At 46.9% G+C, this 26,551-nt stretch carries 23 protein-coding genes and 1 tRNA gene; 17 read left to right on the forward strand and 7 right to left on the reverse strand.

What is annotated here, in order from left to right; all coding sequences use genetic code 11:
- The first annotated feature begins 56 nt into the window (after positions 1-56).
- The 3 genes from AOT11_RS21105 to AOT11_RS21120 all read left to right on the forward strand — a co-directional run bounded on the left by AOT11_RS21105 (position 57) and on the right by AOT11_RS21120 (position 4,527).
- Positions 57-734, forward strand: a complete 678-nt coding sequence (locus tag AOT11_RS21105) for a MaoC family dehydratase (RefSeq protein ID WP_017422777.1) — start codon at positions 57-59, stop codon at positions 732-734.
- A 714-nt stretch (positions 735-1,448) separates the two neighbouring features.
- Positions 1,449-1,522: transfer RNA gene (locus tag AOT11_RS21115), tRNA-Cys, on the forward strand.
- A gap of 170 nt (positions 1,523-1,692) precedes the next feature.
- Positions 1,693-4,527 (forward strand): hypothetical protein, encoded by a 2,835-nt coding sequence (locus tag AOT11_RS21120; RefSeq protein WP_223848386.1) that lies wholly within the window; start codon positions 1,693-1,695, stop codon positions 4,525-4,527.
- Positions 4,528-4,592: 65 nt separating this feature from the next.
- On the opposite strand, the gene AOT11_RS21125 is transcribed toward AOT11_RS21120, so the two are convergent.
- Positions 4,593-6,137 carry a methyl-accepting chemotaxis protein gene (locus tag AOT11_RS21125; protein WP_017422781.1) on the reverse strand — a complete coding sequence of 515 codons (1,545 nt, stop codon included), beginning with the start codon at positions 6,135-6,137 and terminating at the stop codon, positions 4,593-4,595.
- A 508-nt stretch (positions 6,138-6,645) separates the two neighbouring features.
- On the opposite strand from AOT11_RS21125, the gene nirB reads away from it, so the two are divergent.
- The 4 genes from nirB (at position 6,646) to cobA (ending at position 11,489) form a co-directional block, all read left to right on the forward strand.
- Positions 6,646-9,207, forward strand: coding sequence for a nitrite reductase large subunit NirB (gene nirB, locus AOT11_RS21130; protein WP_017422782.1), 2,562 nt, complete (start codon positions 6,646-6,648; stop codon positions 9,205-9,207).
- Positions 9,208-9,221: 14 nt separating this feature from the next.
- Positions 9,222-9,545, forward strand: coding sequence for a nitrite reductase small subunit NirD (gene nirD, locus AOT11_RS21135; protein WP_011081328.1), 324 nt, complete (start codon positions 9,222-9,224; stop codon positions 9,543-9,545).
- Positions 9,546-9,697: 152 nt separating this feature from the next.
- Entirely contained in the window at positions 9,698-10,555 is an 858-nt protein-coding gene (locus tag AOT11_RS21140) for a formate/nitrite transporter family protein (RefSeq protein WP_017422783.1), read from the forward strand.
- A gap of 175 nt (positions 10,556-10,730) precedes the next feature.
- Positions 10,731-11,489 carry a uroporphyrinogen-III C-methyltransferase gene (cobA, locus tag AOT11_RS21145; RefSeq protein ID WP_026050831.1) on the forward strand — a complete coding sequence of 253 codons (759 nt, stop codon included), beginning with the start codon at positions 10,731-10,733 and terminating at the stop codon, positions 11,487-11,489.
- A 6-nt stretch (positions 11,490-11,495) separates the two neighbouring features.
- Here cobA and AOT11_RS21150 read toward each other — a convergent pair whose 3' ends face one another.
- Positions 11,496-11,927 carry a DUF4174 domain-containing protein gene (locus tag AOT11_RS21150; protein WP_017422785.1) on the reverse strand — a complete coding sequence of 144 codons (432 nt, stop codon included), beginning with the start codon at positions 11,925-11,927 and terminating at the stop codon, positions 11,496-11,498.
- A 125-nt stretch (positions 11,928-12,052) separates the two neighbouring features.
- On the opposite strand from AOT11_RS21150, the gene AOT11_RS21155 reads away from it, so the two are divergent.
- The 7 genes from AOT11_RS21155 (at position 12,053) to AOT11_RS21185 (ending at position 17,821) form a co-directional block, all read left to right on the forward strand.
- Positions 12,053-12,541 carry a LabA-like NYN domain-containing protein gene (locus tag AOT11_RS21155; protein WP_017422786.1) on the forward strand — a complete coding sequence of 163 codons (489 nt, stop codon included), beginning with the start codon at positions 12,053-12,055 and terminating at the stop codon, positions 12,539-12,541.
- Between the two features lie 265 nt (positions 12,542-12,806).
- On the forward strand, positions 12,807-13,574 hold the full coding sequence (locus tag AOT11_RS21160) for a DUF3450 domain-containing protein (protein WP_017422787.1): 768 nt from the start codon (positions 12,807-12,809) through the stop codon (positions 13,572-13,574).
- Positions 13,575-14,942, forward strand: a complete 1,368-nt coding sequence (locus AOT11_RS21165) for a MotA/TolQ/ExbB proton channel family protein (protein WP_017422788.1) — start codon at positions 13,575-13,577, stop codon at positions 14,940-14,942.
- A 5-nt stretch (positions 14,943-14,947) separates the two neighbouring features.
- Positions 14,948-15,505, forward strand: a complete 558-nt coding sequence (locus tag AOT11_RS21170; protein ID WP_026050832.1) for a MotA/TolQ/ExbB proton channel family protein — start codon at positions 14,948-14,950, stop codon at positions 15,503-15,505.
- Positions 15,502-15,906 carry an ExbD/TolR family protein gene (locus AOT11_RS21175; RefSeq protein ID WP_017422790.1) on the forward strand — a complete coding sequence of 135 codons (405 nt, stop codon included), beginning with the start codon at positions 15,502-15,504 and terminating at the stop codon, positions 15,904-15,906. Before AOT11_RS21170 ends, AOT11_RS21175 begins: the two co-directional genes overlap by 4 nt.
- On the forward strand, positions 15,906-16,544 hold the full coding sequence (locus tag AOT11_RS21180; RefSeq protein WP_017422791.1) for an energy transducer TonB: 639 nt from the start codon (positions 15,906-15,908) through the stop codon (positions 16,542-16,544). The genes AOT11_RS21175 and AOT11_RS21180 overlap by 1 nt, the downstream gene beginning before the upstream one ends.
- Positions 16,544-17,821 carry a tetratricopeptide repeat protein gene (locus AOT11_RS21185; RefSeq protein ID WP_017422792.1) on the forward strand — a complete coding sequence of 426 codons (1,278 nt, stop codon included), beginning with the start codon at positions 16,544-16,546 and terminating at the stop codon, positions 17,819-17,821. The genes AOT11_RS21180 and AOT11_RS21185 overlap by 1 nt, the downstream gene beginning before the upstream one ends.
- A 100-nt stretch (positions 17,822-17,921) precedes the next feature.
- Here the strand turns inward: AOT11_RS21185 and AOT11_RS21190 are convergent, their stop codons facing one another.
- Positions 17,922-19,250 (reverse strand): anaerobic C4-dicarboxylate transporter, encoded by a 1,329-nt coding sequence (locus tag AOT11_RS21190; protein WP_026050833.1) that lies wholly within the window; start codon positions 19,248-19,250, stop codon positions 17,922-17,924.
- Positions 19,251-19,755: 505 nt separating this feature from the next.
- Between AOT11_RS21190 and AOT11_RS21195 the strand changes: the two genes are divergently transcribed.
- On the forward strand, positions 19,756-21,372 hold the full coding sequence (locus AOT11_RS21195) for a methyl-accepting chemotaxis protein (RefSeq protein WP_017422794.1): 1,617 nt from the start codon (positions 19,756-19,758) through the stop codon (positions 21,370-21,372).
- 80 nt (positions 21,373-21,452) lie between these two features.
- Here the strand turns inward: AOT11_RS21195 and AOT11_RS21200 are convergent, their stop codons facing one another.
- Positions 21,453-21,656: a DUF2986 domain-containing protein gene (locus tag AOT11_RS21200; protein WP_017422795.1), complete on the reverse strand. Its 204-nt coding sequence runs from the start codon at positions 21,654-21,656 to the stop codon at positions 21,453-21,455.
- Between the two features lie 107 nt (positions 21,657-21,763).
- Between AOT11_RS21200 and AOT11_RS21205 the strand changes: the two genes are divergently transcribed.
- The gene (locus tag AOT11_RS21205) at positions 21,764-22,189 is read left to right on the forward strand and encodes a nitrous oxide-stimulated promoter family protein (protein WP_017422796.1); all 426 of its coding nucleotides are present in this window, start codon (positions 21,764-21,766) and stop codon (positions 22,187-22,189) included.
- On the opposite strand, the gene AOT11_RS21210 is transcribed toward AOT11_RS21205, so the two are convergent.
- On the reverse strand, positions 22,158-23,543 hold the full coding sequence (locus tag AOT11_RS21210) for an MATE family efflux transporter (protein WP_017422797.1): 1,386 nt from the start codon (positions 23,541-23,543) through the stop codon (positions 22,158-22,160). The genes AOT11_RS21205 and AOT11_RS21210 overlap by 32 nt on opposite strands.
- Before the next feature lie 51 nt (positions 23,544-23,594).
- On the opposite strand from AOT11_RS21210, the gene AOT11_RS21215 reads away from it, so the two are divergent.
- The gene (locus tag AOT11_RS21215) at positions 23,595-24,479 is read left to right on the forward strand and encodes a helix-turn-helix transcriptional regulator (protein WP_026050834.1); all 885 of its coding nucleotides are present in this window, start codon (positions 23,595-23,597) and stop codon (positions 24,477-24,479) included.
- Positions 24,480-24,484: 5 nt separating this feature from the next.
- On the opposite strand, the gene AOT11_RS21220 is transcribed toward AOT11_RS21215, so the two are convergent.
- Positions 24,485-25,639, reverse strand: a complete 1,155-nt coding sequence (locus tag AOT11_RS21220) for an MFS transporter (RefSeq protein WP_017422798.1) — start codon at positions 25,637-25,639, stop codon at positions 24,485-24,487.
- A 198-nt stretch (positions 25,640-25,837) separates the two neighbouring features.
- Positions 25,838-26,272 carry a thioredoxin TrxC gene (trxC, locus tag AOT11_RS21225; protein ID WP_017422799.1) on the reverse strand — a complete coding sequence of 145 codons (435 nt, stop codon included), beginning with the start codon at positions 26,270-26,272 and terminating at the stop codon, positions 25,838-25,840.
- Positions 26,273-26,551: the final 279 nt, after the last annotated feature.

The following is a 26,551-nucleotide window of genomic DNA, read 5'->3' on the forward strand; positions in this document are numbered from 1 at the left end:
AAGTAATTCAAAATTAACTGGTATAGCCAGTTTGAAGATTATGAACCAAGGTTTTTATGAAAGTCACAAATCTATTTAAAGACAAAGTCGACGCATTCTCTGCGCATCATTCTGAGTTTATTAATTGGATGTCTCCAACTCTACGTGAGTACTGGGGTGATTTTCTAGGAAAGGCGCAAGGAAGTTTTCTTTTCTCGAAAGTACGCGATCATCAGCAGCCTGCGGTGAATGAAGAAGTGTCATTGCCTGAGCCGATCGTACTCAAACCAGAAGCGCAGCTTGTTTACAACGAGTTAAGTGAAAAAATAGGTCAAGTGATTCATGTTGGTGATTGGATTCATGTTGATCAAGAGCGAATCAATCAATTTGGATTGGTGACAGAAGACATGCAATGGATTCATACGGATCCTGAGCGTGCAGCAGTAGAGTCGCCATTCAAAACCACCATCGCTCATGGCTTTTTAACATTAGCTCTATTGCCGAAGTTGACCGATTCAGTTAATCCTGACAATAACCTCTTCCCGACGGCGAAGATGGTTGTGAATATTGGCTTGAACCAAGTGCGTTTCCCATACCCGGTGAAATCGGGTAATAACTTACGCGCTTCAAGCACACTAACCAAAGTGACCCCAATTAAAAAAGGGTTAGAGATAGAGCGGGAAATCAAAGTGGAGATCGAGGGTGTTCGTCGTCCTGCTGCCGTTGTGGTTTCTGTTATTCAGCTCCATTTTTAAATCTTTGGTTCTATCGATTCTATAAAGAGCGCTCAAAGCGCTCTTTTTTGTTGTCGTTTTTCTCGGCTTCCGATTTCTCGTTACGTCAACCTGATGTCCCCATACTGAGAATGCATTAAATTAGTGCGTCTTTTACTCAGTCTTTGTTCGTAACTGCCTGCAAGTTACAAAATTTCCAAATTTCAAACTGATACGCTCCAAAGCAGTGACTTATATCAAGGAGTACATATGATTGGTTTGGAACCCATGGCTATTTCGTCCCACCTGGGATGGTTGCTACTGTTGATCCTAAGTTACCCTTTCATACTTGTGGGCATACAATTGGCCGTATTCGATATACGGGTGAGAGCGAAAGTGAATCGCTATTTCAATTGGGGATTTCTGGTCGTGGTGGGCGCGTTGCTGTTTTTTCACATGCAAACGGAAGTGGTTTACGGAAAATATTTTTTAGATCGTTGGCAATCGAAGTGATGAACTGCGTATGGAATGGAGGAAAATCATGATTGCTAGAGACTAGAGACTAGAGACTAGAGACTAGAGACTAGAGACTAGATAAGAGAGAGCTGGCTGCTTAAAAACCACTTTGTATGACAAAGCAACAAATCGATCCGATATTGTCCAATCAACACAAAGAAACGAAATTATTAGTTGATCTCTCATGAGAATACGTTAAAGTGCACCCCGTTCCCGAGACAAGCACGGGCAACACAGTAAGGCGCGTTGGCAGAGGGGCTATGCAGCGGATTGCAAATCCGTGGACCTCGGTTCGACTCCGGGACGCGCCTCCATTATTTAGAAAAGCCGACACTGAGTGTCGGCTTTTTGCATTTCAGCACTTTTCATCTTTTTGATTGCTCTATACATTCCCATACAAATAGGGACGTGAATAATCAATAAAACAGTGTACATTAACTTGGTTCTATTCATTTTATCTATGTGCACTGATGGAAAATTATCTATGAAATATACGCCGCTCGCACTTTCACTTGCCGCGCTATTCGCTTTTGGGGTAGGGACTCCTTCGCAAGCCTATGCTCAATCTGTCGCTTGGGATCAAGCAAACGAGACATGGTTAACTCAATCGACAGATCATTTTGTTATCCACTTTAGAAATGGTCATGAAAAGCAAGCCGCAAGAGCGCTTGATCTCGCCGAACAATCACATAAAGAGTTGGTGCCATACTTTGGTTACGAGCCGAAAGAAAAAACAGAATTGGTGTTGGTCGATGAGGTGGACTATTCAAACGGTTGGGCGACGGTGGTGCCATATCCACAAATTCGTTTGATTATGAGTCCACCAGATGAAGCAAATGGCTTGGAAAATAACGATGAGTGGATGCATCTACTTATTAAGCATGAGTACGCGCATATCATGCACATGGAAATGGGCGGCGGCGCGGTCAACGTTTTTCGTAAAATATTTGGTCGCAACCCATTTCTTTATCCTCATCTCATGACGCCTTCTTTTATGCTGGAAGGGTTGGCGGTTTATCTGGAAACCAATGAACAAGCTGGCTATGGACGCTTGCAAGGCTCTGGTTATGACATGGAAATGAGAATGGAAGTCGCCTCTGGTGACGTGAAAGATCTCAACCAAGTTGCCGTGGCGGCAAGAGAATGGCCGCTAGGCTATAACTATTTGTACGGAGCCTATTTCGTACAATACCTAGCTGATACCTATGGTGATGCGAAGGTGCAAGAGTTTTTGCAGGGTTACAGCCGCAAGCTTATCCCGTTCTTTTTGCTCAACAGCACGGCGAGAAAAACCTTTGGGAAGGATTTTGAACAGCTTTGGTCTGATTTCCAAGCTCATATTTATGAGAAATACCAAGGCGATCTTGCCACCATGATGGAGCAAGCCGTCATTGGTGAGGGGAAATACACCGCCCCATTTATGCAAGTGTTTACCGCAACGGACAATGGTGTTTTGGTTAACGTCGACAATGGTGAGGATGCGAGTGAACTGAGGTTGTTGGACGATGGCAGTGATGAGCGCGTGGGAGCCTCTCTGACTAAAACGAAAAACATCAACTCGCTCGATTTCCATCCTCAAAGTGGGGTGCTGGCGACGCGTTCTATCGCTTATGCCGATGGCAGAGTGCTGAGCGATGTTTATCTTTATCAAGATGATCGTTGGCAAGCGTTGACAGAGAAGCAGCGTTTTCGCAGCGCTAAATGGCTCCCTGATGGCCAGCGTTACTTAGCTACACGTAAGGTGAATGGTCTCAGTGAACTGTGGTTAATGACTGCGCGACAAGCAGAAAGCGGTCAGCAAATTTGGCAAGGCACGATTGGTGACGTATTGGGTGGATTTGCAGTGTCTCATGATGGTCGTTTTATCGTGGCGAGTGTTAAACGATCGAGTGAAGGTTGGAACCTTGAAAAATTTGACTTAACCGCGTTGCAATGGACTCCGCTAACGCAATCCCGTGCTGTCGAAAATTCACCGGCGTTTACCCCAGAAGGTGAAGTGCTGTTTAGTGCCGATTATGATGGGGTGTTTAACATCTACTCGCTCGACATAGAATCTGGCGAAATAAAGCAGTTGACTCGTGAAGTGGGTGGCGCATTTACACCACAAACTCACCGTGATTCAGGTTTTGTTTATCAATCGTATGATGCCGACGGCTATACCTTGAAAGAAAAATCAGACAGGGTTGCAGTGACCACTTTCACGGTTGCCGACAAAGATGGTCAATATCAGTATGCCGATCCTGTTGAGCAGGTAGCGGAAAAAAGCGAGATCAGTGACTACTCTCCTTGGTCCAGCTTGCGCCCAAGAACGTGGTTGCCGATTGCTGCACAAGATGAGAATCAAAAATTAGCCGGTTTCATCATTAATGGTGCTGATGCATTAAGTCGTCATCAATATCAATTGGGTTTGTCATGGGATTTTGAAAACGATCTTGCACAGTTCAATCTGGGCTATTTGTATGATTCGCGTTGGCTCGTTCAAGCATCGCGTACACACGATTTCACTACGTTCAAGCAAGGTACGACAGAGACCTATCGAATAGAACAAAGTGACAGTGCGTTGCTCCAACGCAATCACATCTTTACGGCTTTTGAAGACCAACTCAGTGTTGCCGCAGGTATTTATTGGGATAAAGATTCAGAAGCAAAAGCGCCATCTTTTGGTGCGATCACTCCGTATCGAGATCAAGAAGAAAGCTTGGTGGGTTTGGCCGTTACTTTTGATAATCGCGAAAGCTATCTTAATGTGCCAGGAGTAGGTTGGGGGCATTACCTCGATGCGGTTGTGGAAACTAACGACTGGCTAAGCAGTGACTACCAAGGGGAGAAATTTCAGGCGCAGTGGCAGATGACATTCGATTTGCCGGGAAGAAGCACGCTGTCACTTCGCCTTGCGGGTGGCTATGCGGACGAAAAAGCCAAGCCTTTCCGTTTGGGTGGCTCTGATCAAAGTGACGAACATGCTCTGTTTGGCCGCGAGTCACAGTCTCTAAGAGGTTATGATGAAAACGTTCAACGAGGCGATCGTTATTTCACACAGCGACTCACAGCAACCACGTGGTTAGCGCGCGTTGAGCGCAACTGGGGGCTTTACCCAATTGGTTTGGGTGATATTTCAGCTTCGGTGTTCGCCGACTCAGGGACGGCTTGGAGTGAACAAACAAGTCGAAATCAGCTGAGTGGAGCGGGTTTGTCGGTCACGGTTGAAACGCGTCTGGGATACAATCTCGTGCTACCGATCACCTTAGGATATGCTCATGGCTTTGATTCGGAACTGGGTAAAGATCAGTTCTTCTTCTCGGTGGCGGGGCAGTTTTAAATCGCCACTAGAACCAATAAACAAGGCAGCGTTACGCTGCCTTGTTTGCTGTTTCACCAAAGAGGTTAGACAAATTGTTTCATTAAACGCTGTAAGTCTTCAATGCTGTCCACTAAGTGGCTAGTGCGTTGCACAGAGCTGTGGGACGACTGAGACGTATCGTCGGCGAGCTGCTTAATGTTGACGATGTTGCGATTGATCTCTTGCGTTACGCTGGCTTGTTGCTCTACCGCAGTGGCGATTTGATGGCTGCTGTCTGTTACCGCGTCCAACTTATCGCGAATAACGGAAAGAACATCGCCTGTTGCATCGGCTTGTTTCTTACAATCCTGAGATAAATCAAACCCTGTATTCATCGCTTCCACCGCCTGTTTGGCCGTTGTTTGAAGCTGATTGATCATTGCATGGATCTCATTGGCACTGCTGCCCGTTTTAGAGGCCAAATTCCGGACTTCATCGGCGACTACGGCAAAGCCACGGCCAGCCTCTCCAGCGCGTGCGGCTTCAATCGCAGCATTTAACGCCAGCAAATTAGTCTGTTCAGAGATGGTGGTGATCACTTCTAAAATACTGTCGATTTTCTGAGTATGGTTCGATAACTGCTCAATCACGGCTTTAGAGTGTTCCAGCTCTTTGGCCATGGCATCCACCACTCGTATGGTGGTTCCAATACTCTCCAAGCCTGTTTGAGACGCCTCATTGGCTTCTTCCGTAAGCATGGACGCAGCAGACGCCGCATTCGCCACCTCATTGATCGAGTGAGTCAGCTCCTCAACGGCGGCGGCCACTTGCTGCGTTTCGTGGCATTGTTGATCCAAGCTGGCACCTATGGACTGAATGGTGGCAAATTCCTCTTCTGCTGAGATCAGAATTCCGCCAGAAGTTTCAGTGGCACGAGCCGTCACCGCGCGCAATTCCGCCTTTTTCATCATTAACGCCAACTCGATTTGTGAGTAATCGTCAAAATGATTGGTATAAGGCTTCTCCATGAGGGGATTATGATAGGCATCGTGAGCTAGGGTTCGAAGATTGCCAAATCGTTTCGCTTGGTAGAGAGCATTAACACCTAGTAGCAAAGCGCAACCACCGCTTAGAGTGAGCAAAGCGCTAGAAGCGGTGAGTGTGCCAGCCAAAATTAAGCCCGCAGTGGCAAAAGAACCAAGAGTAGAAAGGTGGTGGAAAGTGAGCCTTGGTTTTGCACGATGTTTATTTGCTCGCAGCTGATCGTAAAGCATCTGTGCTCGTTCTACTTGCTCTGCGCTTGGTTTAGAACGGACGGATTGAAATTCAATGATGTCGCCATCCGCACTTTTGATCGGCGTAACGAATGCTGAAACCCAGTAATGCTTGTCATCGCTGCATTGGTTTTTTACTAACCCCATCCAGCTTTTTCCTGAGCGTAAGTATTGCCACAGCTGAGCAAACGCTTGTTTTGGCATATCAGGGTGACGAACCATGTTATGAGGATTGCCAACTAACTCCTGCTGTGAGAACCCGGCAATATCACAAAACTCGTTGTTAGCGTAAGTAATGATGCTGTCTGGGTTGGTGGTTGAGATCAAATTGGCACGTTCTGAATAGTGTTTGTTGAGCGTAGATTGGGTGGTCATTTTGATTATTATTTCTCTTAGAATGTGTGATAGAGCAAGTCGTGAAAAGGTGCTTATGAATACACCAGTGCATATGATACAGCTCGAATAATCGTTGCATTTATGACCTGAATCAAAGCTTTAGAAATATTAACAAAATGATTATTAAAAGGTGATTCGCTTCAACTTGGTGTGAAAAATAGAACACTTGAAACAAATTGTTACATTGGTATCGTGATGTCGATCGTATCAATTGTTCGTTTTTGATCACTGACGGCCAATAAGTTGGGGTAAATTGTGAAAAAATATTACACAAAGTTTGCTTTAAAACGATCTTCTTTTCTAAATATCGTTGTACATCTTGGTATAAAAAGTGTCCAACCCCACATTTTCAAGGGTTTATTCATCTAACCCTAAAGTATCTACCCCTTTAGGGTAGTTTAATTTCGTAATTGATTTACATCATATTTTCATTTTCTTTCATAATTAACAATGCGCTCAGATAAGAACCTAACCCTTAGGAAGTATTATGAGCAAGTTGAAGCTAGTGATTGTCGGTAACGGGATGGTCGGCCACCGTTATATCGAAGATCTGGTTGATAAAACGGATGTTTCTCAATACGACATTACCGTATTTTGTGAAGAGCCACGCGTCGCGTACGATCGCGTCCATCTCTCTTCTTATTTCTCACATCACACTGCAGATGAACTCTCATTGGTGAAAACGGGCTTTTATGAAAAGCACGCGATCAAAGTGTTGTTAGGTGAGCGCGCGATCAATATTAACCGTGAAAAACAAACGGTGTATTCGAGTTCGGGCCGTGAAATTCAATACGATAAGCTGATTCTTGCAACAGGTTCTTACCCATTTGTACCACCAATCAAAGGTAATGAGAGCAAAGATTGCTTTGTTTACCGTACCATCGAAGATCTTAAAGCCATCGAAGCATGTGCGAAGAAGAGCAAAAGCGGTGTGGTGATTGGCGGCGGTTTGCTTGGTTTGGAAGCGGCTGGTGCGCTGAAAGCACTCGGTATGGAAACACACGTTGTCGAGTTTGCCCCTAAACTGATGGCTGAACAGCTTGATCAAGCGGGTGGTGATCAACTTCGTCAAAAAATCGAACGTATGGGCGTGAAAGTTCATACCAGCAAAAACACCTTGGAAATCGCAGCAGAAGGCGAACAAGCACGCAATGTGATGCGCTTTGCTGATGGCACTGAGCTTGAGACTGACTTCATCGTGTTCTCTGCGGGTATCCGTCCTCAAGACAAATTGGCTCGCCAAATGGGCCTGGGTATCGCACCTCGTGGCGGTATTGAAATTAACGATCACTGTCAAACCACAGACAGCAATATCTACGCCATTGGTGAATGTGCGTCATGGAATAAGATGTTCTACGGGCTGGTTGCGCCGGGCTATAAAATGGCCACCGTTGCCGTGGATCACCTGCTAGGCAACGTTGACAGCAAGTTTGAAGGGGCGGATATGTCTGCCAAGCTCAAACTGCTGGGTGTCAAAGTAGGGTCGATTGGCGATGCGAATGGTCGTACACCTGGTTGTAAGAGCTACGTTTATCAAAACGAAGAGCTTGAAGTCTACAAGCGTTTGATCGTTTCAGCAGACAACAAGAAATTACTCGGCGCAGTAATGGTAGGTGACACGTCGGATTACGGTGACTTACTGCAACTGATGTTGAATGAAATTGAGCTACCACAGCATCCAGATACTTTGATCCTGCCAGCGCACGCTGATGCTGAGAAGCCAAAACTCGGTGCGGATTCACTGCCAGATTCTGCGGTGATCTGTTCGTGTTTCGATGTGACTAAAGGCAAAATCGCGCAAGCGGTGGCTGACGGCCATCACACCATCGGCGACATCAAAGCAGTGACCGGTGCAGGCACTGGCTGTGGCGGTTGTATTCCGCTGGTCACGTCAGTACTAAACGCTGAGCTTGCAAAAGCGGGCGTTGAAGTGAAAAGCGATATCTGTGAGCACTTCGCATACTCTCGCCAAGAGCTGTTCCACCTCATTCGCATCGAAGAGATCAAAACCTTTGATGAACTGTTGGCAAAACATGGCAAAGGCTATGGCTGTGAAGTGTGTAAGCCAGCGGTGGGGTCAATTTTGGCGTCATGCTGGGGTGAGCACATCCTGAAGCCTCAGTTAGTGAAGCTGCACGACACCAACGATAACTTCCTTGGCAACATGCAAAAAGACGGCACTTATTCGGTGATCCCACGTATGGCGGGTGGTGAAGTGACGCCACAGGCACTAAAAGTGTTGGCTGAAGTGGCGGCGGAATACAATCTCTACACCAAAGTAACGGGTGCACAACGTATTGGTCTGTTTGGTGCGCAAAAAGATGACCTTCCAGCTATCTGGAAAAAACTGATTGCCGCTGGCTATGAAACTGGTCAAGCGTATGCCAAAGCACTGCGTATGGCGAAGACCTGTGTTGGTTCAACCTGGTGTCGTTACGGTGTTCAAGATTCAGTCGGTCTTGGCGTGTTTATTGAGAACCGTTACAAAGGCATCCGCACTCCGCACAAGATGAAATTTGGCGTATCAGGCTGTACGCGTGAATGTGCTGAAGCACAGGGTAAAGACCTCGGTATTATCGCCACAGATGCAGGCTGGAACATGTACGTGTGTGGCAATGGCGGTATGAAGCCTCGCCACGCCGATTTGCTGGCTAGCGACCTAGACCAAGAAACGCTGATCAAATACATCGACCGTTTCATGATGTTCTACATCCGTACTTCTGGGCCACTGCAACGCACCTCTGTGTGGCTAGGCAACATGGAAGGTGGTGTGGACTACCTACGCCAAGTGATTGTTGAAGACAAATTAGGCATCAATGAACAGTTGGAAGCGGACATCGCGAAATTGGTGGAAGCGTATCGCTGTGAATGGAATGAAACCATTAACGACGAAGCTCAGCTAACACGCTTTGCGCACTTTATTAACTCAGACAAGCGTGATGAAAACGTCGTGTTTGTTTCAGAGCGTCAACAACATCGCCCAGCAACGTTTGCAGAGAAACACCCAGAGTTGAAAGGTGACATCTTGCACGTAGCGGTAACGGAATAATAGGAGAAGCAAACATGGCTTTTGAACAAGTATGCGACATTAACGACATTATTCCTGGTACCGGTGTTTGTGCCTTGGTCAATGGGCAGCAAATTGCGCTGTTCAGACCAAGTGAAGAAGAGCAGGTGTTTGCGATCAGTAACATGGATCCATTCGCACGCTCAAACGTGCTGTCTCGTGGTTTGATTGCTGAGCACAAAGGTGAACTTTGGGTAGCGAGTCCACTGAAAAAGCAGCGTTTTAACTTGGCAACCGGTGCGTGTATGGAAGATGAACGCTTTAACATCAAAGCGTATCAAGCACGCGTCAATAACGGCATTGTCGAAATCTCTGCTTAGCTAGGCGTTAGGTAAGCTGATACGAGATTCAATAGTACAAAGGTTTCTTGTTCCCTTAACGGATTTTTGTAGGGAAAAGACGATATAGAACAGGAAGCCTTTCTCTATTCAATCTTTCACTTTTAATTTTAACTTTTATAAAGGGACGCATTATGTCTGACTTAAGACCTGCAGAATTCGTACAAACCATGATTGATGTTGGTGAAGCGAAAGTAAAAACCTCGACCCGCGATTTGGTTTTACGCGGTATGATGGCAGGCATCATTCTGTCGTTGGCGGTTGTGGTGGCGATTACAGCCATTACGCAAACAGGCATCGGCATTGTGGGCGCGTTAGTGTTCCCTGTGGGTTTCTGTATCCTGAGCTTGATGGGTTACGACTTGGTGACAGGTGTTTTTGGCCTTGCACCGTTAGCGAAATTTGAAAACCGTCCGGGTATTACATGGGGCCGTATTTTACGTTGTTGGGGCCTTGTTGGTCTGGGTAACTTGCTTGGTTCACTACTTGTGGCGTTTTTGATTGCGCTGTCGCTAACCATGAACTTCAGTGTTGAACCAAATGCTGTCGGTCAAACCTTTATCAAGGCAGCGACTGCTCGTACAGTCGGTTTTGAAAACCTTGGTGCTGATGGTTGGATCACCTGTTTTGTACGCGGTATTCTATGTAACTTGATGGTGTGTCTAGGTGTGATTGGCAACCTTTCTGCACGTACCGTTGCAGGTAAAATTGCGGCAATGTGGCTACCTATCTTTATCTTCTTTGCGTTGGTTTTCGAGCACGCGGTGGTGAACATGTTCCTGTTCCCGCTAGGTATGATGCTGGGTGCGGATTTTGGTATCGCGACTTGGTTGAACTTCAACCTGATCCCAACCATTCTTGGTAACATCGTAGGTGGCTTGCTGTTCACTTGTATTCCTCTGTACCTGACTCATGCGAAAACAGCCCCAGCAATTGATGTGACTGAAAAGCAAACTGAAATCAATGCAGAACCTGCACTGAGCATCAAATAATCAATTTCGCCCTGAGGTGTTCCCTCAGGGCGACGATTCACCTGATTCAGTACTGAGAAAATCTCGAAACAGCAACCATCATTCACTCGTTTTGCTGATAAAAAGTAAACATTTCCCTCACAGAGAGGCGCTGAGTGGTACTCTTTATCATCAAATTTATTCAATAGGCTCAACCATGACGCTAACTTCTTTATCCTCATTGCAAAATCAAGGTTTTGTTTCTCTTGTCGGCGCGGGCCCCGGTGATCCGGATTTGCTCACGGTCAAGGGCTACCGAGTGATTCAACAAGCGGAAGTGGTGGTATACGACCGTTTGGTTTCACCGGAAATTCTCGCGTTAGCCAACGAAAAGGCGGAAATGATCTACGTAGGCAAAAAACTCGATTTTCATTGTGTTCCGCAAGAAGAGATCAACCAAATTCTGGTGACAAAAGCATTGGAAGGAAAACGCGTGGTTCGCTTGAAAGGGGGCGACTCGTTCATCTTCGGCCGTGGTGGGGAAGAGCTTGAAGAGTTAGCGGAACATGGCGTGCGTTTTGAAGTGGTACCGGGCATCACCGCAGCAGCGGGGGCAACGGCTTATGCTGGCATTCCGCTTACCCACAGAGATCACGCGCAAAGTGTGCAGTTTATTACTGGGCACATCCAAAAAGATGGCAAAGAGATAGAGTGGCCATCATTGGCGCAAGCCAACAACACTTTGGTGTTTTATATGGGGTTAAAGCAGTGCCGTTATATCGCGGAGAAACTGCTTGAAAACGGGTTGGATGCGTCAACGTCGTGCGCGATTATTGAAAATGGCACCCGTCGCGAACAGCGTGTATTGACGGGCAGCCTAACACAACTCCCTGAATTGGCAACTCAAGCAATCAGTCCCGCTTTGATCGTGGTTGGCAGCGTGACTTCGCTGCACGACAAACTCAAGTGGTTTTAAACCCATTTATATTGCACAGCGGCTTGGGTTCCGCTGCATTTCTTGCTGGCGAAGAGGCATTTGGTCAATCACCTTTTTCAACAAGGTCCAATCTGTCTTTTCGCCCCAACGCAACTTCTCCCGTCCATCTTTGCCGACCAATACCCCCGTGTGTTGACCTTTCGGGATATCATAAAACGCATTGAGTACACTGAAATCAAAGGCGTCTTGTGCCCAAGTGGGGACGGTGCTGCCATCTTCTTTGATGACCAAGGTAACGATGTCGCGCTCTTGCAAGGTGCACTCCTCCATCAGTGTTTCCAGCAAAAATTGTTGAACATACTGATCATGAGACGGTGCGAAAAACAGAATGCTCCTGTGCTGCCATTTTTCGGAATCAGCCGGATACGAATGAGCCAGAGCACTGAATAAAATGAAGACGATCGACCAATAACGCATACCGCTCCCTCGTAAGATGTTTTACTTACTATACGTAAGCATAGCTAAATGGATTAATTTCGTTTTTCGCCTCGCTTTTTCACCGGCTATCGAATAGGGTTAGGGCTACATTTTTTAGAGAGTAAATGCGTGTTATGACCAGTAAAGTGGCGATTTTTGTCGACGTTCAAAATATTTATTACACCTGCAAAGAAAAGTACCGCAAACATTTCGATTACAACCGTTTTTGGCAGTCGGCTACTCAGGATAAACAAGTGGTGGTCGCTCATGCTTATGCGATTTCAAGTAAGGATCCGGGTCAACGTCAGTTTCACCATATTTTGCGGGGTATTGGTTTCGACGTAAAACTGAAGCCTTTTATTCAACGCTGGGATGGCAGTGCAAAAGGGGATTGGGATGTGGGTCTCGCGTTGGACGCTTTTGAGCATGCGCCAATGGTGGATGAGGTCATTTTATTATCTGGCGACGGCGATTTTGAAATCCTTGTTGAGCGCATTCAGCAAAAGTTTGGTAAAAAGGTCACGGTTTATGGCGTGCCGGGCTTAACAGCGCAAAACCTCCAAGCGGTCGTAGACAGATATATCCCAATCGAAGATGAGTTACTTTTGCCTTAAAATAGGGACAAGCCACTTTTAGGTCAGGTTTGTAGCGGCTGTTTTTTGATACTGCTTCTCCAGGATTAGCGCGGCACTGTTTTCGCGTCACTCACGCTTCTAAAGCCGATCAGCCGACCATGCTCAGGAGATGGCAAAATAAACACAGATTTACTATTCATACGATTTGGTATTGCGAGAAAATTCCGTTACAATGCGGCGCACTGATAATGCGAATAAATATCATTTATTGTTTTGGTAGTCACTTTAGGTAACAAAAACGTCTATGTCTGGATATAAAGCAGGTGCTGCGTTACTTCTTTGGGTCGTAAGTTCTGGCGCGATGAGTAACGACCTTGAACAAGCACAGAAAATTCAAAATCGTACTCATACCGCGGCCAGTAAGAGCCAAAGCGTCATTAACGCGAGCGCCGATAAAAGTCAGTTACTGCAAGCAGAGATTGAAATCCTAAAGGAAGAAGTTCGTAACCTAGAGCTCTATCAGCGTCACTTGACCAGCATGATTGCCAATCAAGAACAAGAAAAGAGCAGCCTAGCAAAACAGATTCAAGACATTCAAGTGACTCGTCAGGGCATTGTACCGCTAATGTATGACATGCTGGACACGCTCAAAACAGCCATCAATCAAGACATGCCGATCAAATGGCAGCAACGCCAAGAGCGTATTGAAAAACTGGAACAGGTGATGGTCCGCGCTGATGTGGCGGATGCAGAGAAGTTTCGCCGCATTCTAGAGGCGTATCAAATTGAACTGGATTACGGCAACAAGTTGTCTGCCTACCAAGCTCCTATTACGCTCGCCGATGGTAAGCAGATAGAGGTGGAGCAACTGCATCTGGGCCGCCTGTCGCTTATTGCTCGCACTCTCAATGCCAATCAGTTCTGGTATTGGGATCAAACCCAACGTCACTGGTTATCGCTAACGACCATTCCTAGCACAGATATCAATCGTGCGTTTAACATTGCCGCTCAAAAAGTCGCGCCCGCGATGTTGAATATGCCCGTTGCTTTAGCGACAGCGGAGGCTAAGTAAATGAACAAATGTCGATTACTCTCACTCGCTTTACTCGTTTCGTTGAGCCTCCCATCATTTGCTCAAACACAACTAGTGCCAAAAGCAACGCAAGAAAGCCGCCAACAACAGGCAGAAAACCAACAACGTGAAAATGCGTTTCTCAGCCAAGAGCAGCAATTGGCTGAGTTAAAGCGCCAACTCGAACAACAAAAATCGACGTTGGAAGAGAAAAACGCGCAGCTTTCTAGCCAGTTTAGTGATAACGAAGTGACCTTGTCACACTTAGAGGAAGAGCTTCGTGTCGAAACGGGTTCTCTTGGCGAGTTATTTGGTGTTGTTCGACAGCATACGAAAGAACTAAAAGCCGATCTCAATGACGCAGTCACCGCGATTGGACAAACAGAGCAAGTTGAAACGGTCAATCAAATTGTCGCGGCACAATCGCTGCCCGATATCGCACAACTTAAAACGCTTTGGCATGTGATGCAGCAACAAATTGTGGCAAGCGGTGAAATGCGAGCGCTTCAAGTTAACCTTATCAATACTGAAGGTGCGGTTGAACCCACTGACGTTATAGCGTTAGGGAATTTCGCTTTGCTTGCACCGCAAGGTTACGTCAACTGGAAGAGCGACAAAGGTTTCGCGATTCCTTATGCCAAACTGCCTGAAGGCACGCCGACACTCGACACGCTTCGTTCACAGCACGCGATTTCAATGGTACCTGTGTTGATTGATCCCACTCGCGGGGTGCTGCTCGAGCAATACGCACATTCGCCAAGCCTTGCCGATCGCTTCGCTGCGGGTGGCGTGGTTGGCAAAGTGATCTTTGCCTTGCTTGCGGTGGGGCTCATTATTGCCTTGTATCGTGGTATTTTGCTGCTGACCACAAAGAGCAAAATTCGTCTTCAACTCAAACAGCCGAACCAGTTAGGTAATAATCCGCTAGGCCGTGTGCTGGCGGTGTATGACAAAGACAAGCCACGCAGTGTCGAAGCTCTAGAGCTGCGCTTGTTAGAGACCATAGTGGATGAGCAAACCGGGCTGGAAAAAGGGCTTTCGATGCTCAAACTGTTGGCGGCGTTGGCACCGATGTTGGGGCTGCTTGGTACGGTGATTGGTATGATCGAAACCTTTCAAGTCATCACCCAATTTGGTAACGGGGATCCTAAAGTCATGGCCAGCGGCATCTCGATGGCTTTGGTCACCACCGTGCTCGGCTTGGTGGCGGCGATGCCGTTATTGCTAGCACATAACGTGCTCAGCGGTTGGGCGGAAGAAATTCGCAGCATCCTCGAAAAGCAAGGCATTGGTTTGGTGGCACAACAAGCAGAGCAGCAGCTACCTTCCGTCACGCCCGTGATGGATAAAGTCGGCAACGCGGCGTGATCATTATGGACCTTCATTCCGATATTTGGCCAGAGCTACTGACTTCATCCTCGTGGTGGAATGCGCTCTATTCCTTTATGCAACAAGGCGGAGAAGTGCTCTGGTGGTTAGCGGCGGTCGCGGTGATCTTTTGGCTGCTGACCATCGAAAAATTGCTGTTTATCTACTGTGCGTACCCTCGTTTACGTGCAGAAACATTGCAAAAATGGCAAATGCGGCACGATCACCTTTCATGGTTTGCGCGTTCGCAAAGAGAAGCCTGGTTAGATGATGCGCATCAACAGTTATTCAAACACTTGGCCTTTATCAAAGTATTGGTGGCCATTTGCCCGATGCTTGGCTTACTTGGCACCGTGACAGGCATGATCTCCGTGTTTGATGTGATGGCCACACAAGGCAGCAGCAACCCGAAGCTCATGGCTTCTGGTATTTCATTGGCCACCTTGCCAACGATGGCGGGCATGGTGGCAGCGTTAGTAGGTATGTTTGTTCACGCTCGCTTGGTAAAACTGTGCCAAAACCGAGAAGTGAAACTAGAGCAGTCTTTGAGGAGTGACGCATGAGATTAGGCAGACGTCAAAGTAAAAGCGACGAAGCACAAATTGACCTAACTTCAATGCTCGATATTGTGTTTATCATGCTGATTTTCTTTATTGTCACGAGTTCATTTGTGCGTGAGTCTGGTGTTGAAGTGAATCGCCCTCAAGCGTCTAATGTTTCGGCGCAGAAAGATGCGGGTATTTTCGTTGCGATCACCGCCGCCAACGATATCTATATCGATAAACGTATGGTGGACGTCGAGCGCGTACAAGCGAGCATTGAGCGCCTGTTGCTCGAACAGCCTGACGCTTCTCTAGTGATTCAAGCGGATGAATACGCCTACAATGGCGTCGTCGTGAAAGTGATGGACGCAGCCAAAGCGGCTGGGGTGAAAAACATCGCGTTAGCGGCGGAGAAATCGTAATGATGCGTCTTGCGATCGCATTTCCCGTGGCGTTAGCGCTGGTCTTTGCCTTGTTTTCCGCCATGGCGTTGCTCGTTAATAGCGGCAAAAAGCAAGCGATTGATCAGACGCCGTCACTGAGTTTCAACATGGTGATGGTAGAGCAGGATACCGAAGTCACGAGACGGCAGCGTAGTGTACCGCCGCCGCCCGAGATCCCTGAGCCGCCACAACCGGAAACACCGAAAATGGCGCAAACGCCGATGCAAGTGACGTCGACACAAGTTGCGACGCCTAATATTGACATGCGCTTTAATGTTAGTGGTTTGGCCGTTTCTATCCCTGCGACGGTCAGTGCACCGACGCAAAATGCCACCAATACCACCAAACAGTTGATGCCATTGAGTCGGGTAGAGGCGGTGTATCCGGCTAAGGCGAAAAAACGCCGTATTGAAGGCTATGTCATACTCAAATTTGATATTGATGAAACAGGGCGAACCAAAAACATAGAAGTGGTGGAAGCGCAGCCTGCGCGTTTTTTTGAGAGAAATGCGATGGATGCAATTAAGCGTTGGCGCTACCAGCCACAGATTGTGGATGGACAAGCTCAAACCATTTACGGCTATACCACTAAGATAGAATTTAAGATGGCACAGTGATGAAAAAACGGATACTGACATTACTGCTCACCCAATGGTTATGGCAACCCGCTGCTCTGGCGGCCTCTGGTACCAATGTCAGCCAGTACACCGCTCGCGTGATGCAAAATGCACAACAGCTTGCAGACAATGATGCGCTCGCGGATGCCATCGCTAAGCTCAATAGTGCAGAGGTCTCTCGACCGGATGATGTCGCAGCGCTGTCAAAATTGTTGGGGATCTACTATTGGCAAGCGGAGCAATTCACGCGTTCGATTGCTTCGTTAGAGAAAGCGCTATCGTTCGAATTATTCACGTTTGAAGAAGAGTGGGTCACGCGACGCATGTTGACGCAACTCTATCTGACGCAAGGTGATTATAAAAAGGCGATTCCTCAGCTCAACAAACTGCTCAAACAGGTGCCTGAAAACGAGAGTGCTGCGGAAATTTGGCGTTATCTCGCGCAAGCTCAATACAGTGTTGAAAACTGGCGTGAGACCATTGCTGCGACAAAAGGGTTTCAGCGGGTTGAGAACAAACCAGATACAACGATTCTCTCGCTAGCGCTTGCCGCTCATGTTCAGTTAGAGCAATGGAAGTCCGTGATTCCGTTGGCCAAGCAGCTCATCGCTCTTGAGCCGTCGAATAAAAACTGGTGGCTACAAGCCTACAACGCTTACTTAAACCTAGGGCAGGAGAAATCCGCGCTCGATATGCTGACACTCATCGAGTTACAAGGGCTTGAACTCAACGAGGCGGAAACGAAATCATTGGCCTATTTGTATGCAGCGCAAGGTATCTATCAAAAAGCAGCACAAACCTTGGCCAGAATCGAGAACTCACAACAAGATCCTAAGCTCATTAAGTTGCAAGCCCAGTATTGGCAAGCGGCAAAAGAGTGGCAGCAAGCGCTCAAATTTTGGCAACGGCTAGCAAAACAAGAGAGTCAGTACCAGTGGGAAGTGGCGCTATTGGAAAATCAGCTGCAGCGCTATCAACAAGTGCTGATTTCTTTGGCTGAAATGGACAATCCAAAGCGTCAGTTCGACGCGCAGTTGCTAAAGATAAATGCGCTCTATCGACTCGAAAGAGTTGATCAGGCGTACGCTCAAGCAAAAAAAGCGGATGCTTTACGTTCCACAAAGCAGACGCAAACTTGGTTGAAGTTTTTGAGTCACAAACTGAAAAGCACTGAATCTAAACTCGATAAGGCGAAGAGAGAGCACGTAAGCGAAAGCGAGCATCTTACTCAACAAACTAATGCGGTCGCCGACAAAAGCGCCGATTCACGTTCCTAGCTGACGTCTCACTGTTTAGCTGAAATAAAAAAAGAGCGGTATCATTTCAGGCTTGATATCCGCTCTTTGTCGTTATGGGTTATAGGTTACAACACGGTGGTTAACCGATGATCATCTGTCCTAGCAGATAGCCTAAACAGCACGCGCCAATCACGCCAATCAAACCAACCGACATAAAGGAGTGGTTGAAATACCACTTACCAATTTTGGTGGTGCCCGTGTTATCAAAGTTCACAGTCGCGATATCTGACGGGTAGTTTGGAATAAAGAAGTAGCCGTATAGGGCAGGCATTAAGCCAACCAGCAAGGCTGGTTCCAAACCCAGACCAAGACCGACAGGAAGCATCATGCGCGCTACAGCGGCTTGAGAGTTCACCACGACCGATACAATGAACAGCGCCAGTGCGAATGTCCATGGGTAGTTGTTTACCATCTCCACAATGCCAGATTTGAATTGCGGCATCGCGTATTGGAAGTAGGTGTCAGACATCCAGGCAATACCGAAGATGGCAATTGCCGCAACCATGCCCGATTTGAATACAACGCCATTTGGCACGCTGCGCGGGTCAGTCTTGGTTGCCAACAAAATGATACCGCCGAAACAGAGCATCATCATTTGAATGACCACGGCCATGCTGATGGGTTTCGTGCCTTCGCCGATGATACGAACTTCAGGAATCATCGCGATAACCACAATGGTCAAAATCGACAAAATGAACAGTAGAACCGAGTTACGTGCTGCTGCAGGTAGATGTTCATCCAACGACGTCGCGGTGGTGTTGAGGATCTTCTCGCGCCAAACAGGATCTTTCAAACGTGCTTGATATTCAGGATCATCTTCCAACTCCTTGCCGCGTTTCATGCTGTAGAGTGACATCAACAAAGTACCAAACAGTGTTGCTGGCACAGTCACAAGCAGAATAGAAAGGAGCGTAATCTCATGATTGATATCAGAAAGCTGTGCAAGGTAGTAAACCACAGCCGCTGAGATTGGCGAGGCCGTAATCGCGATTTGTGATGCAACGGATGCGGCTGCCATCGGGCGCTCAGGTCGAATACCATTTTTCAGTGCAACGTCACCGATGATTGGCATGATTGAGTAAACCGCGTGGCCAGTACCCAACATGAATGTCATGGTGTAGGTGACAAAAGGGGCAATGAGGGTAACGCGTTTCGGGTTTTTGCGCAGCATTCTTTCAGCCACTTGCAGCATGTACTTCAAGCCGCCCGCCGCTTCCAAAATAGACGCACAGGTCACGACCGCCAAAATGATCAGCATTACCGTGACAGGCGGGGACGTTGGAGGCATTTTGAAAACAAAAACTTCAATCACCAAACCGATGCCGGAAACGACCCCGAGACCGATACCGCCGTATCGAGAGCCGATGTATAGCATCAGCAAAAGGAACAGGAATTCCAAATACAACATATTGTTTATCCTTAACGAAATATTGGTGATGTCATTCTCGCGCGTTATACAAAAAAAATAGTAAACGCGGTTCACATAACACTTTTATGCAAATTTGGAATGCAATTTCTCGGTGTTAACTCACGGAAAATCGGGCGTTCGTAAAGGTCAGGTAAGGAAGCTGTTAATGGATAATTGAGAGATTAAACAGATAGAGTTAACAATGGTGAATTTGTGTTCGCGCGATGTTTTATACAATCACTGAGTTGCGTGTTTACTTATTGTAACATGTGGCCCGTATTTTTCTTTTTGTTTAGTGATTTGTGCTCCAAATTGCCATTAAAGCTAACGGTTTTGATTACTAATTTGCATAAGAACGTGATTGAAACTGACTTTATGAAACCCATAGATAACATGTGGTTAAAATCGTGATATGCATCCTTTGTCTATTCAATTAAACAGGTAAAAATCAGCGTTTCAGAAAAACATGACTCAGTTGGCTTTATTTATAAAAATGGATGCTTAAATGAAATTAAGTAATTTGTCTGTTAAGTACAAACTTCTATCGCTTGTCTTACTCGCGGCGTTGTTAATCGCGGTCACTTCACTCTATAACCTCAATGAACAGCGAAAAACATCCCTCGCTGAACGGGAAAGCAAACTCAGTGCTCAAGTTGAAACGGTAGCGAGTCTGATAGAGCATTATCGCACTTTATCCAAAGAAATTGGTTTGGATGAAGCGCAGGCGCAAGCGAAAGAGGCGGTGAATCAGTTGCGCTACGATGGCGATAATTATTTTTGGATCACCACGCCGCAACTTCAGGTTGTTGTGCATCCTGTTAAGCCAGAACTCAATGGGAAGAGTGCACGGGATTTTAAAGATGGCGCGGGTAAATTTCATTGGCGAGAGATGGCAAGCGTCACATCCACGCAAGGGCGAGGTTTTCTCGACTATCAATGGAAAAGTCCTCAAGGTGAGCTAAAAGAAAAAATCTCTTATGTCACGCTGGTGCCTGAATGGAACTGGATCATTGGCTCGGGCATTTTGGTTGCCGATATTCACGAAGCGTTTTACCTACAAATGGCTAAGGCGGCACTGGTGGCGGGGTTGATGGCGGCTGTTCTACTCGCGATGGGGTATGTAATTTCTTCCAACATCGTCCTGCCTCTTAATCGATTGATTGAGAACACCAATAAAATTGCTGATGGCGATCTTCGTGTTCGTTTGAATGCAAAACGCAAAGACGAACTTGGTGTGATGAGTAATGAAATCGATCGAATGCTGGAGAAACTGCAGTACACCTTAATCGCCGCTCATGAAGCTTCCGCACAATCGGCGTCGATGGCACAAAATATTGCTCAGGCAAGTGAAGAAGCGGCAACCAGTGTCGGCAGTCAGCATGCTCAGTTGGAACTGCTTTCCGCGGCGATGACAGAGATGAGCACCACGATATCTGATGTCGCCAACAACGCGGAAAACACCGCGCATACGACGGGTGTGGTGACGACGCATGCAGAACAGAGTGGGGAATCGATGAGCAAAACGGCAGAGACGATCTCGCACGTCTCTCAGGAAATTTCTGCCGCCGATCAACTGGTGACGGAGCTGAAACTTGGCGTACAAGAGATCAGTGCCGTTGTTAGCGTAATTCGTGAGGTCTCTGAGCAGACAAATTTGCTCGCGCTCAACGCAGCGATTGAAGCGGCGCGTGCTGGTGAGCAAGGGCGCGGGTTTGCAGTGGTGGCGGATGAAGTGCGTAACTTAGCTTCACGGACTCAGCAATCCACCACGGAAGTACAGCAAACCATCGATCAGTTGACCGAACGTACCGCACGCACTGTCAAAGCAATGGAGCGCAGTAACAGCAAAGTTGAGCAAAGTGTGACAATTACGATTGAAACACAAAAGCAGTTGTCTCTAATGGTTGAAGAGTTGGTGAAATCCAATGATATGGTGGCGCAAATTGCAGCAGCCTCTGAGCAACAAGGCTTGGTCGCGAATGAAATGACGGAAAATGTCACCAGTATTCACTTAGCTGCCAATGAAGTGATGCAATCATCTCAGTTGCTTGCTCAAGAAAGCCAGTCGATGGCCGCCGCAGCTGAAATTTTAAATGACCAACTGCGTTACTTTAAGGTGTAAACCTGTTCAAAGTTACTCAGAAATGAAAGGACGAACGAAAAAGAGAACGAAAGAAAAACCGCTCAATTTGAGCGGTTTTGCTATTCTGTTGCGTTAAGCGTTTCAGCCTCGGCTGAGTTCTCTGCATCAGCGCTATTTTCCATTGCGTCTAACTTTTCGCTCTCGTCTAGCTTGGCGCGCTCTGCTTTGGAAATATAGCGAGGCTTGTTGCTTTTGTGCAGTTTGGCGTTTTGCTTTTTCTGCTTAGATTTTAAGATTTGATTGATTTTCTTTTTGCGGTTCATGTTTGCCCCCGTTAAAGGTGGCAGAGAATAATCATTTGTGCTGAAAAGTACAAGCGAGTTTGATTTAGATAAATGAAAACAATTCTCGGATAGACCTAAAATTAACAATGTTATTGATAAGAATTGGAAGTACGATGACTTCAAACATGCTGATGGGCGCACTGGCGACAGAATTTAAAACAGTCTCTGCGATGATCAAGATTTATTGCAAAGATCATCACCAAAGCGAAGGGCTGTGCGATGAATGCCACGCGTTGATGGAGTACGCTGAGGTGCGCTTGGATAGATGCCCCTATGCTGAAAATAAGCCAACCTGCAATAAGTGTCCCATTCACTGTTATAAGAAAGCGCAAAAAGAACAGATGCGTTTGGTGATGCGTTACGCAGGCCCACGTATGTTACTCGTTCACCCCATACTGGCCCTGAGGCACTTACTGCATGAAAAAAAGGCGGTGCCAGAGAAGCCGGCACCGGAGAGTTCAAATCGACATAAACGGTTGGCTAGCAAGTCGTCACCACAGTCAGGTTCTTGATCCAGAATTTCTGTGTGTAGCGACGATAACAAAGCGCCAGCTTGACCACTTCTTCCGCTAACATCAGTGAGTAAACCACTTTAAACTCCATGCCTGCGATGAACGCAGCAAAAGCGCATAGGGGAATACCTGTCATCCACATGGCGATAAAGTCCATTCTCAAACAGAAGACGTTGTCGCCGCCCGCGCGGATGATGCCGTTGATGATGGTCATGTTCAGCATACGAATCCAAATGCCGCAGCAGAGGACAATTACAGCCGGTGCAGCAAGTGGGCGTAACTCCTCAGTATTCAAATTGAGGCCAGCAAGAATCCATTCGCGATTTAACAGCATGAACGCACCAACGGATAAACCAACAATAAACACCACTTTGATAAAGTACGCCGCCATGGCTTGAGCGCGTTCGAACTCATTTCGCCCTAAGGATTGGCCAATCAGCACAGAGCAGGCAACGGACAATCCGAAGAAAATCGCATAGCAAAGAGATTCAAACGGCCCTAACATGCTAAACACGGCCAGTTCAGTCGTTCCCATGTGGCCAAAGATAATTTGGTAGGCCATGGTACCAATGCCCCACAACACTGCGCCTAACGTGACAGGAAGGGCTAATCGTCGATAGGAAAGCCATAAAGAAGGTCTTTCCGAGGAGGCTTCGGTTGTTAACAACCAATGTTGCTTTGATTTCATCAAAGTCAGCATCAAAAAGACTTGGATTGCACGTGAAATCGAGGTCGCCAATGCTGCACCTGCTACGCCCATCGCGGGTACACCAAACCCACCCTTAATCAACCAATAGTTCAACGCAATGTTAACCACAATAGTCAATGAACCGATGATAAGTGGGGTGACGGTGTCGCCGGATGAGCGCATGCTTGATTCAATCACAATCACGATGTGGGTTAACAACAGCACTGGGAACGCATACCACAGATACACGGATCCAAGACCAATAACAGTTTGGTCATTGGTTTGCAGCATCATAATGAACTGCGAACCTAATGTGATCAGCAGTGTCACCGGGATCAGGACTTTTAAGCCAAAGTTTAGCGCAATGAGAGACACCGCTTTTGCACTTCGTGCATCATCTTTGCCCCAATACTGAGCCACTAGCGTGCCATTGGCTGACGCTAAACCCGCCATAATCATGATGGCGATAAAGTGCCATTTTGAGGCAATTCCCACAGCGGCAGTTGCTTCTTTACCAAAGTCGCTTACCATAAGCACATCGGCTAAAGCCAAGATAGCCACCAATGCACTTTGAATGGCAACGGGGAAACCCAGCTTGGTAATGGTTTTCAATAGACCTTCTGGTAAGGTTTTTGGATTATTTGTCTCTGAGTGAAGTGCGTTCATTTTCTCTCCTCTGTTGCGGTGGGAATATATCGGGATTGCTGAGGAGTTAACATGTTTGAAAAATCACAAAACCTGTGCGAATCCGTCATTGATGGCTATTTGCCCAAGCAAGAGTGGATTGATGAGGTTTATCTGGCCGATCGATGCAAAGAGCGCTTTCTGACACAGACCGAAATTCCTGAATGGCAAAGCGCCGAGATTTTTATGGCGGGTATCGCAGAGCTAAGAGATGGCTACTACGTTGAGCGTTATGGCGTTGGCGTGCATACCTTGCTTTTTACCTTGAAAGGGGGCGGCGTGCTGATCACCAAAGATCGAGTGTGGGAAATCGCCCCTTACAGCTTAACGATTCTGCCTGCCCATACACCGTTTCGTTTTGAAATGAACCCCCGTTTAGGCCATTGGGATATGATTTGGCTGCTACCTAAACCAACGGAAAAGTGGCAACACATAGAGCGTATGGGACAAACGGTGGTCAGTTTTCATGAAACGGAGTTAATCTGGTCGTTAATGTGTTTGTTGTACGGCGAGATAGGTGGAAGGCCGAGCTATCGCAGAATGTTGGTTAGTGAAGCTGCACGGATGTTGCTGGTCATTGAACCTACGATTTCAACCTCTCTCTCACGAGTGCAAACATTATTCAATGAGGTGGAGAGTCAGCTGCATTTGCCATGGAGCGTTGCGGATATGGCGTCACGCTGTTTTATCAGCGAGGAGCAGTTTAATCGCCTGACTAAGCAATTATTTGGTGTTTCTCCGCGCACGCGGCTTATACAACTGAGAATGGAAAAGGCAGCCGATCTCTTACGTTACAAAGAGTGGACGATAACCATGATTTCTCATCGTTTGGGATATAAAGACCCTTACAACTTCACCCACAGGTTTAAGAAATACTTTGGTATATCGCCAACTCACTTTCGTAAAAATCAGCAGTAAACGCGTTATTCGCCGAGAGACACCACTTTGCGTGTTTTCAGTGCGGCAAACAGCATGTAGATCGTTGTGGGCACTAGAATGGCAAAAAGGTAGCCAAGCAAGCCATGAGGCTGAGTCATGAATCTACCCGCCAGAGCAGGGCCAACCACTGAACCAACGCTGTAACTGAACAGCATCACTTGAGTGGCGGAAACAATGAACTTGTTGTCCAACTGTTGGCAGCCAAGCGTAATCGCAACAGGATACAAAGCAAACACCGCCATGCCCAAAATAAACAGTGACACCGCGAGGACAATCGTTGAGTTGGTAAGCAAAGTCATACCGATGGCAAAGACACCCACTAAGCAATAAAACGCCATCAGCAGCGTTTTACCCGTCCACTTGCTGAGTAATGTCACCGTAGGTTGAACCACCATTCCCCCGAGGATAACCAGCGCCATTAGGCTGCCGATCTCGCTATGAGAGATATGACGATTTGCCAGCTCTAGCGGCATCAAACCGTAAATAGCGCCCAAAGTGAGGCCGGAAACAATACAACCAATCACCGCAGCATGGTTAAGGTTGATGATCTGTTTAAACGACAGGCTTTCCGACTCGGCGCTATTTGGTTGAGTGGTTCTAAAACAGATCAACGTAATGACGGCCAGTGACAATGTCACGCAAACAGTAGCAAAAGGCAGTAAACCTTGGGTACCAAGGAAGGTGATACCGATTTGCCCAAACGCCGTACCACCGTAGAGAGAGATCATATAAAAGCTCAAGCGTTTGGCACGCGAGCGCTCGTCACCATCGAGCAGCCATGATTCCACGACAACGAAGATACCCGCTACGGCAATGCCTGCGATAAAGCGGGCCGCCAGCCAAACAGGGCTAGAAGCAAAGAAAGGCAAAACAACGATCGTGGCAATAAAGATAACTAGGCAGCTCACAAAGGCAAACTTGTGGCCGATGCGTTGAACCAAAGGCTCAAAAAACACAGAACCTAATAATAGGCCAGCGTAAAACGCACTAGCGAGCCAACTGGCTAATGAAACAGGAAGCTGATATTCACTCGTGACCAGTGGGATCAAACTCATCAAATACCCAGACGCAATAGAGTAGAGCGTTAAAGCAATGATTGGTATAGCAATACCGAATGATTTGTCACTGTGTTGGTTCACGCGTTGTCATCTCCAAATTTCACATGATTGTTAATGAAAGTGGCGCGACTATGCGACTAAAAAACAGACATGTAAAATCAGAGATATTTGTCGTCAGGGATGTGAAATTTTATTGATGTACTGGCTGGATGTTTAGGTTGAAAATATCGACAGCTTGAATGCATGCCAGACGAAAACAGCGCTCGCCTGGCATTGCGATTACTTAATTAACGCTTGATTTAGCCATTGGTCGAACTGGCTTTTAGGGAGGGCACCGTTAATCACATCCACACGTTGACCGTTTTTAAAAACCATCACGGTTGGAATGCTGCGAATTTGGAATTGTGCTGCGAGTTGTGGTTCGATTTCGGTGTTGATCTTAATGAAACGGACTTTGCCTTTGCGCTCTGCAGCGACATCTTGGAAAACAGGAGCGAAACCCACACAAGGATTGCACCAAGGTGCCCAGAAATCGACCACGACAGGTTGATCGCTTTGAAGCAAATGGGTGAAATTGTCGTTGGTCCCTTCGATAGGCGCGCCGTCGAGGAGATCGGCTTTGCATTTACCACAGTTCGGGTTATCTGATACACGCTCGACGGGTAAACGGTTCATACCACCACATGATGGGCAACGTGAATGAAAGGTGGACATACTTTACTTCCTTTACTGATTTAACTTTTTATATCCTGCTGACTTGAAGTGAAGGCAGTATTGGTCGCTATGGCTCGTTTCAGAGCAAGGCGTTTCACCATGCACATAGCGCCATTTTTGCCACTGACTGGCCACAGCAAGTTGTTTAGGTATATATATGGGTGACAAGTGCCAAGTTCAATGAGGGAATCAAAACTGGACTTACCAGCTCCTTCGATAAAGCGTATACTTGCCGATACCACATGACCTGATGTCAGGTTATTAAATTCCAAAACAACA

It is taken from the genome of Vibrio vulnificus NBRC 15645 = ATCC 27562 (assembly GCF_002224265.1).
Lineage (GTDB): Bacteria > Pseudomonadota > Gammaproteobacteria > Enterobacterales > Vibrionaceae > Vibrio > Vibrio vulnificus.

What these genes read in the sequence shown, in the direction of transcription:
- AOT11_RS21180 (WP_017422791.1), top strand. Translation starts at nt 15,906, where the DNA reads ATGATGCGTCTTGCGATCGCATTTCCCGTGGCGTTAGCGCTGGTCTTT.
- AOT11_RS21105 (WP_017422777.1), top strand. Translation starts at nt 57, where the DNA reads ATGAAAGTCACAAATCTATTTAAAGACAAAGTCGACGCATTCTCTGCG.
- AOT11_RS21140 (WP_017422783.1), top strand. Translation starts at nt 9,698, where the DNA reads ATGTCTGACTTAAGACCTGCAGAATTCGTACAAACCATGATTGATGTT.
- AOT11_RS21195 (WP_017422794.1), top strand. Translation starts at nt 19,756, where the DNA reads ATGAAATTAAGTAATTTGTCTGTTAAGTACAAACTTCTATCGCTTGTC.
- AOT11_RS21200 (WP_017422795.1), bottom strand. Translation starts at nt 21,656, where the DNA reads ATGAACCGCAAAAAGAAAATCAATCAAATCTTAAAATCTAAGCAGAAA.
- nirB (WP_017422782.1), top strand. Translation starts at nt 6,646, where the DNA reads ATGAGCAAGTTGAAGCTAGTGATTGTCGGTAACGGGATGGTCGGCCAC.
- AOT11_RS21175 (WP_017422790.1), top strand. Translation starts at nt 15,502, where the DNA reads ATGAGATTAGGCAGACGTCAAAGTAAAAGCGACGAAGCACAAATTGAC.
- AOT11_RS21165 (WP_017422788.1), top strand. Translation starts at nt 13,575, where the DNA reads ATGAACAAATGTCGATTACTCTCACTCGCTTTACTCGTTTCGTTGAGC.
- AOT11_RS21185 (WP_017422792.1), top strand. Translation starts at nt 16,544, where the DNA reads ATGAAAAAACGGATACTGACATTACTGCTCACCCAATGGTTATGGCAA.
- AOT11_RS21170 (WP_026050832.1), top strand. Translation starts at nt 14,948, where the DNA reads ATGGACCTTCATTCCGATATTTGGCCAGAGCTACTGACTTCATCCTCG.
- AOT11_RS21155 (WP_017422786.1), top strand. Translation starts at nt 12,053, where the DNA reads ATGCGTGTTATGACCAGTAAAGTGGCGATTTTTGTCGACGTTCAAAAT.
- AOT11_RS21210 (WP_017422797.1), bottom strand. Translation starts at nt 23,543, where the DNA reads ATGAACGCACTTCACTCAGAGACAAATAATCCAAAAACCTTACCAGAA.
- AOT11_RS21150 (WP_017422785.1), bottom strand. Translation starts at nt 11,927, where the DNA reads ATGCGTTATTGGTCGATCGTCTTCATTTTATTCAGTGCTCTGGCTCAT.
- cobA (WP_026050831.1), top strand. Translation starts at nt 10,731, where the DNA reads ATGACGCTAACTTCTTTATCCTCATTGCAAAATCAAGGTTTTGTTTCT.
- AOT11_RS21215 (WP_026050834.1), top strand. Translation starts at nt 23,595, where the DNA reads ATGTTTGAAAAATCACAAAACCTGTGCGAATCCGTCATTGATGGCTAT.
- AOT11_RS21125 (WP_017422781.1), bottom strand. Translation starts at nt 6,137, where the DNA reads ATGACCACCCAATCTACGCTCAACAAACACTATTCAGAACGTGCCAAT.
- trxC (WP_017422799.1), bottom strand. Translation starts at nt 26,272, where the DNA reads ATGTCCACCTTTCATTCACGTTGCCCATCATGTGGTGGTATGAACCGT.
- AOT11_RS21120 (WP_223848386.1), top strand. Translation starts at nt 1,693, where the DNA reads ATGAAATATACGCCGCTCGCACTTTCACTTGCCGCGCTATTCGCTTTT.
- AOT11_RS21205 (WP_017422796.1), top strand. Translation starts at nt 21,764, where the DNA reads ATGTTATTGATAAGAATTGGAAGTACGATGACTTCAAACATGCTGATG.
- AOT11_RS21160 (WP_017422787.1), top strand. Translation starts at nt 12,807, where the DNA reads ATGTCTGGATATAAAGCAGGTGCTGCGTTACTTCTTTGGGTCGTAAGT.
- nirD (WP_011081328.1), top strand. Translation starts at nt 9,222, where the DNA reads ATGGCTTTTGAACAAGTATGCGACATTAACGACATTATTCCTGGTACC.
- AOT11_RS21190 (WP_026050833.1), bottom strand. Translation starts at nt 19,250, where the DNA reads ATGTTGTATTTGGAATTCCTGTTCCTTTTGCTGATGCTATACATCGGC.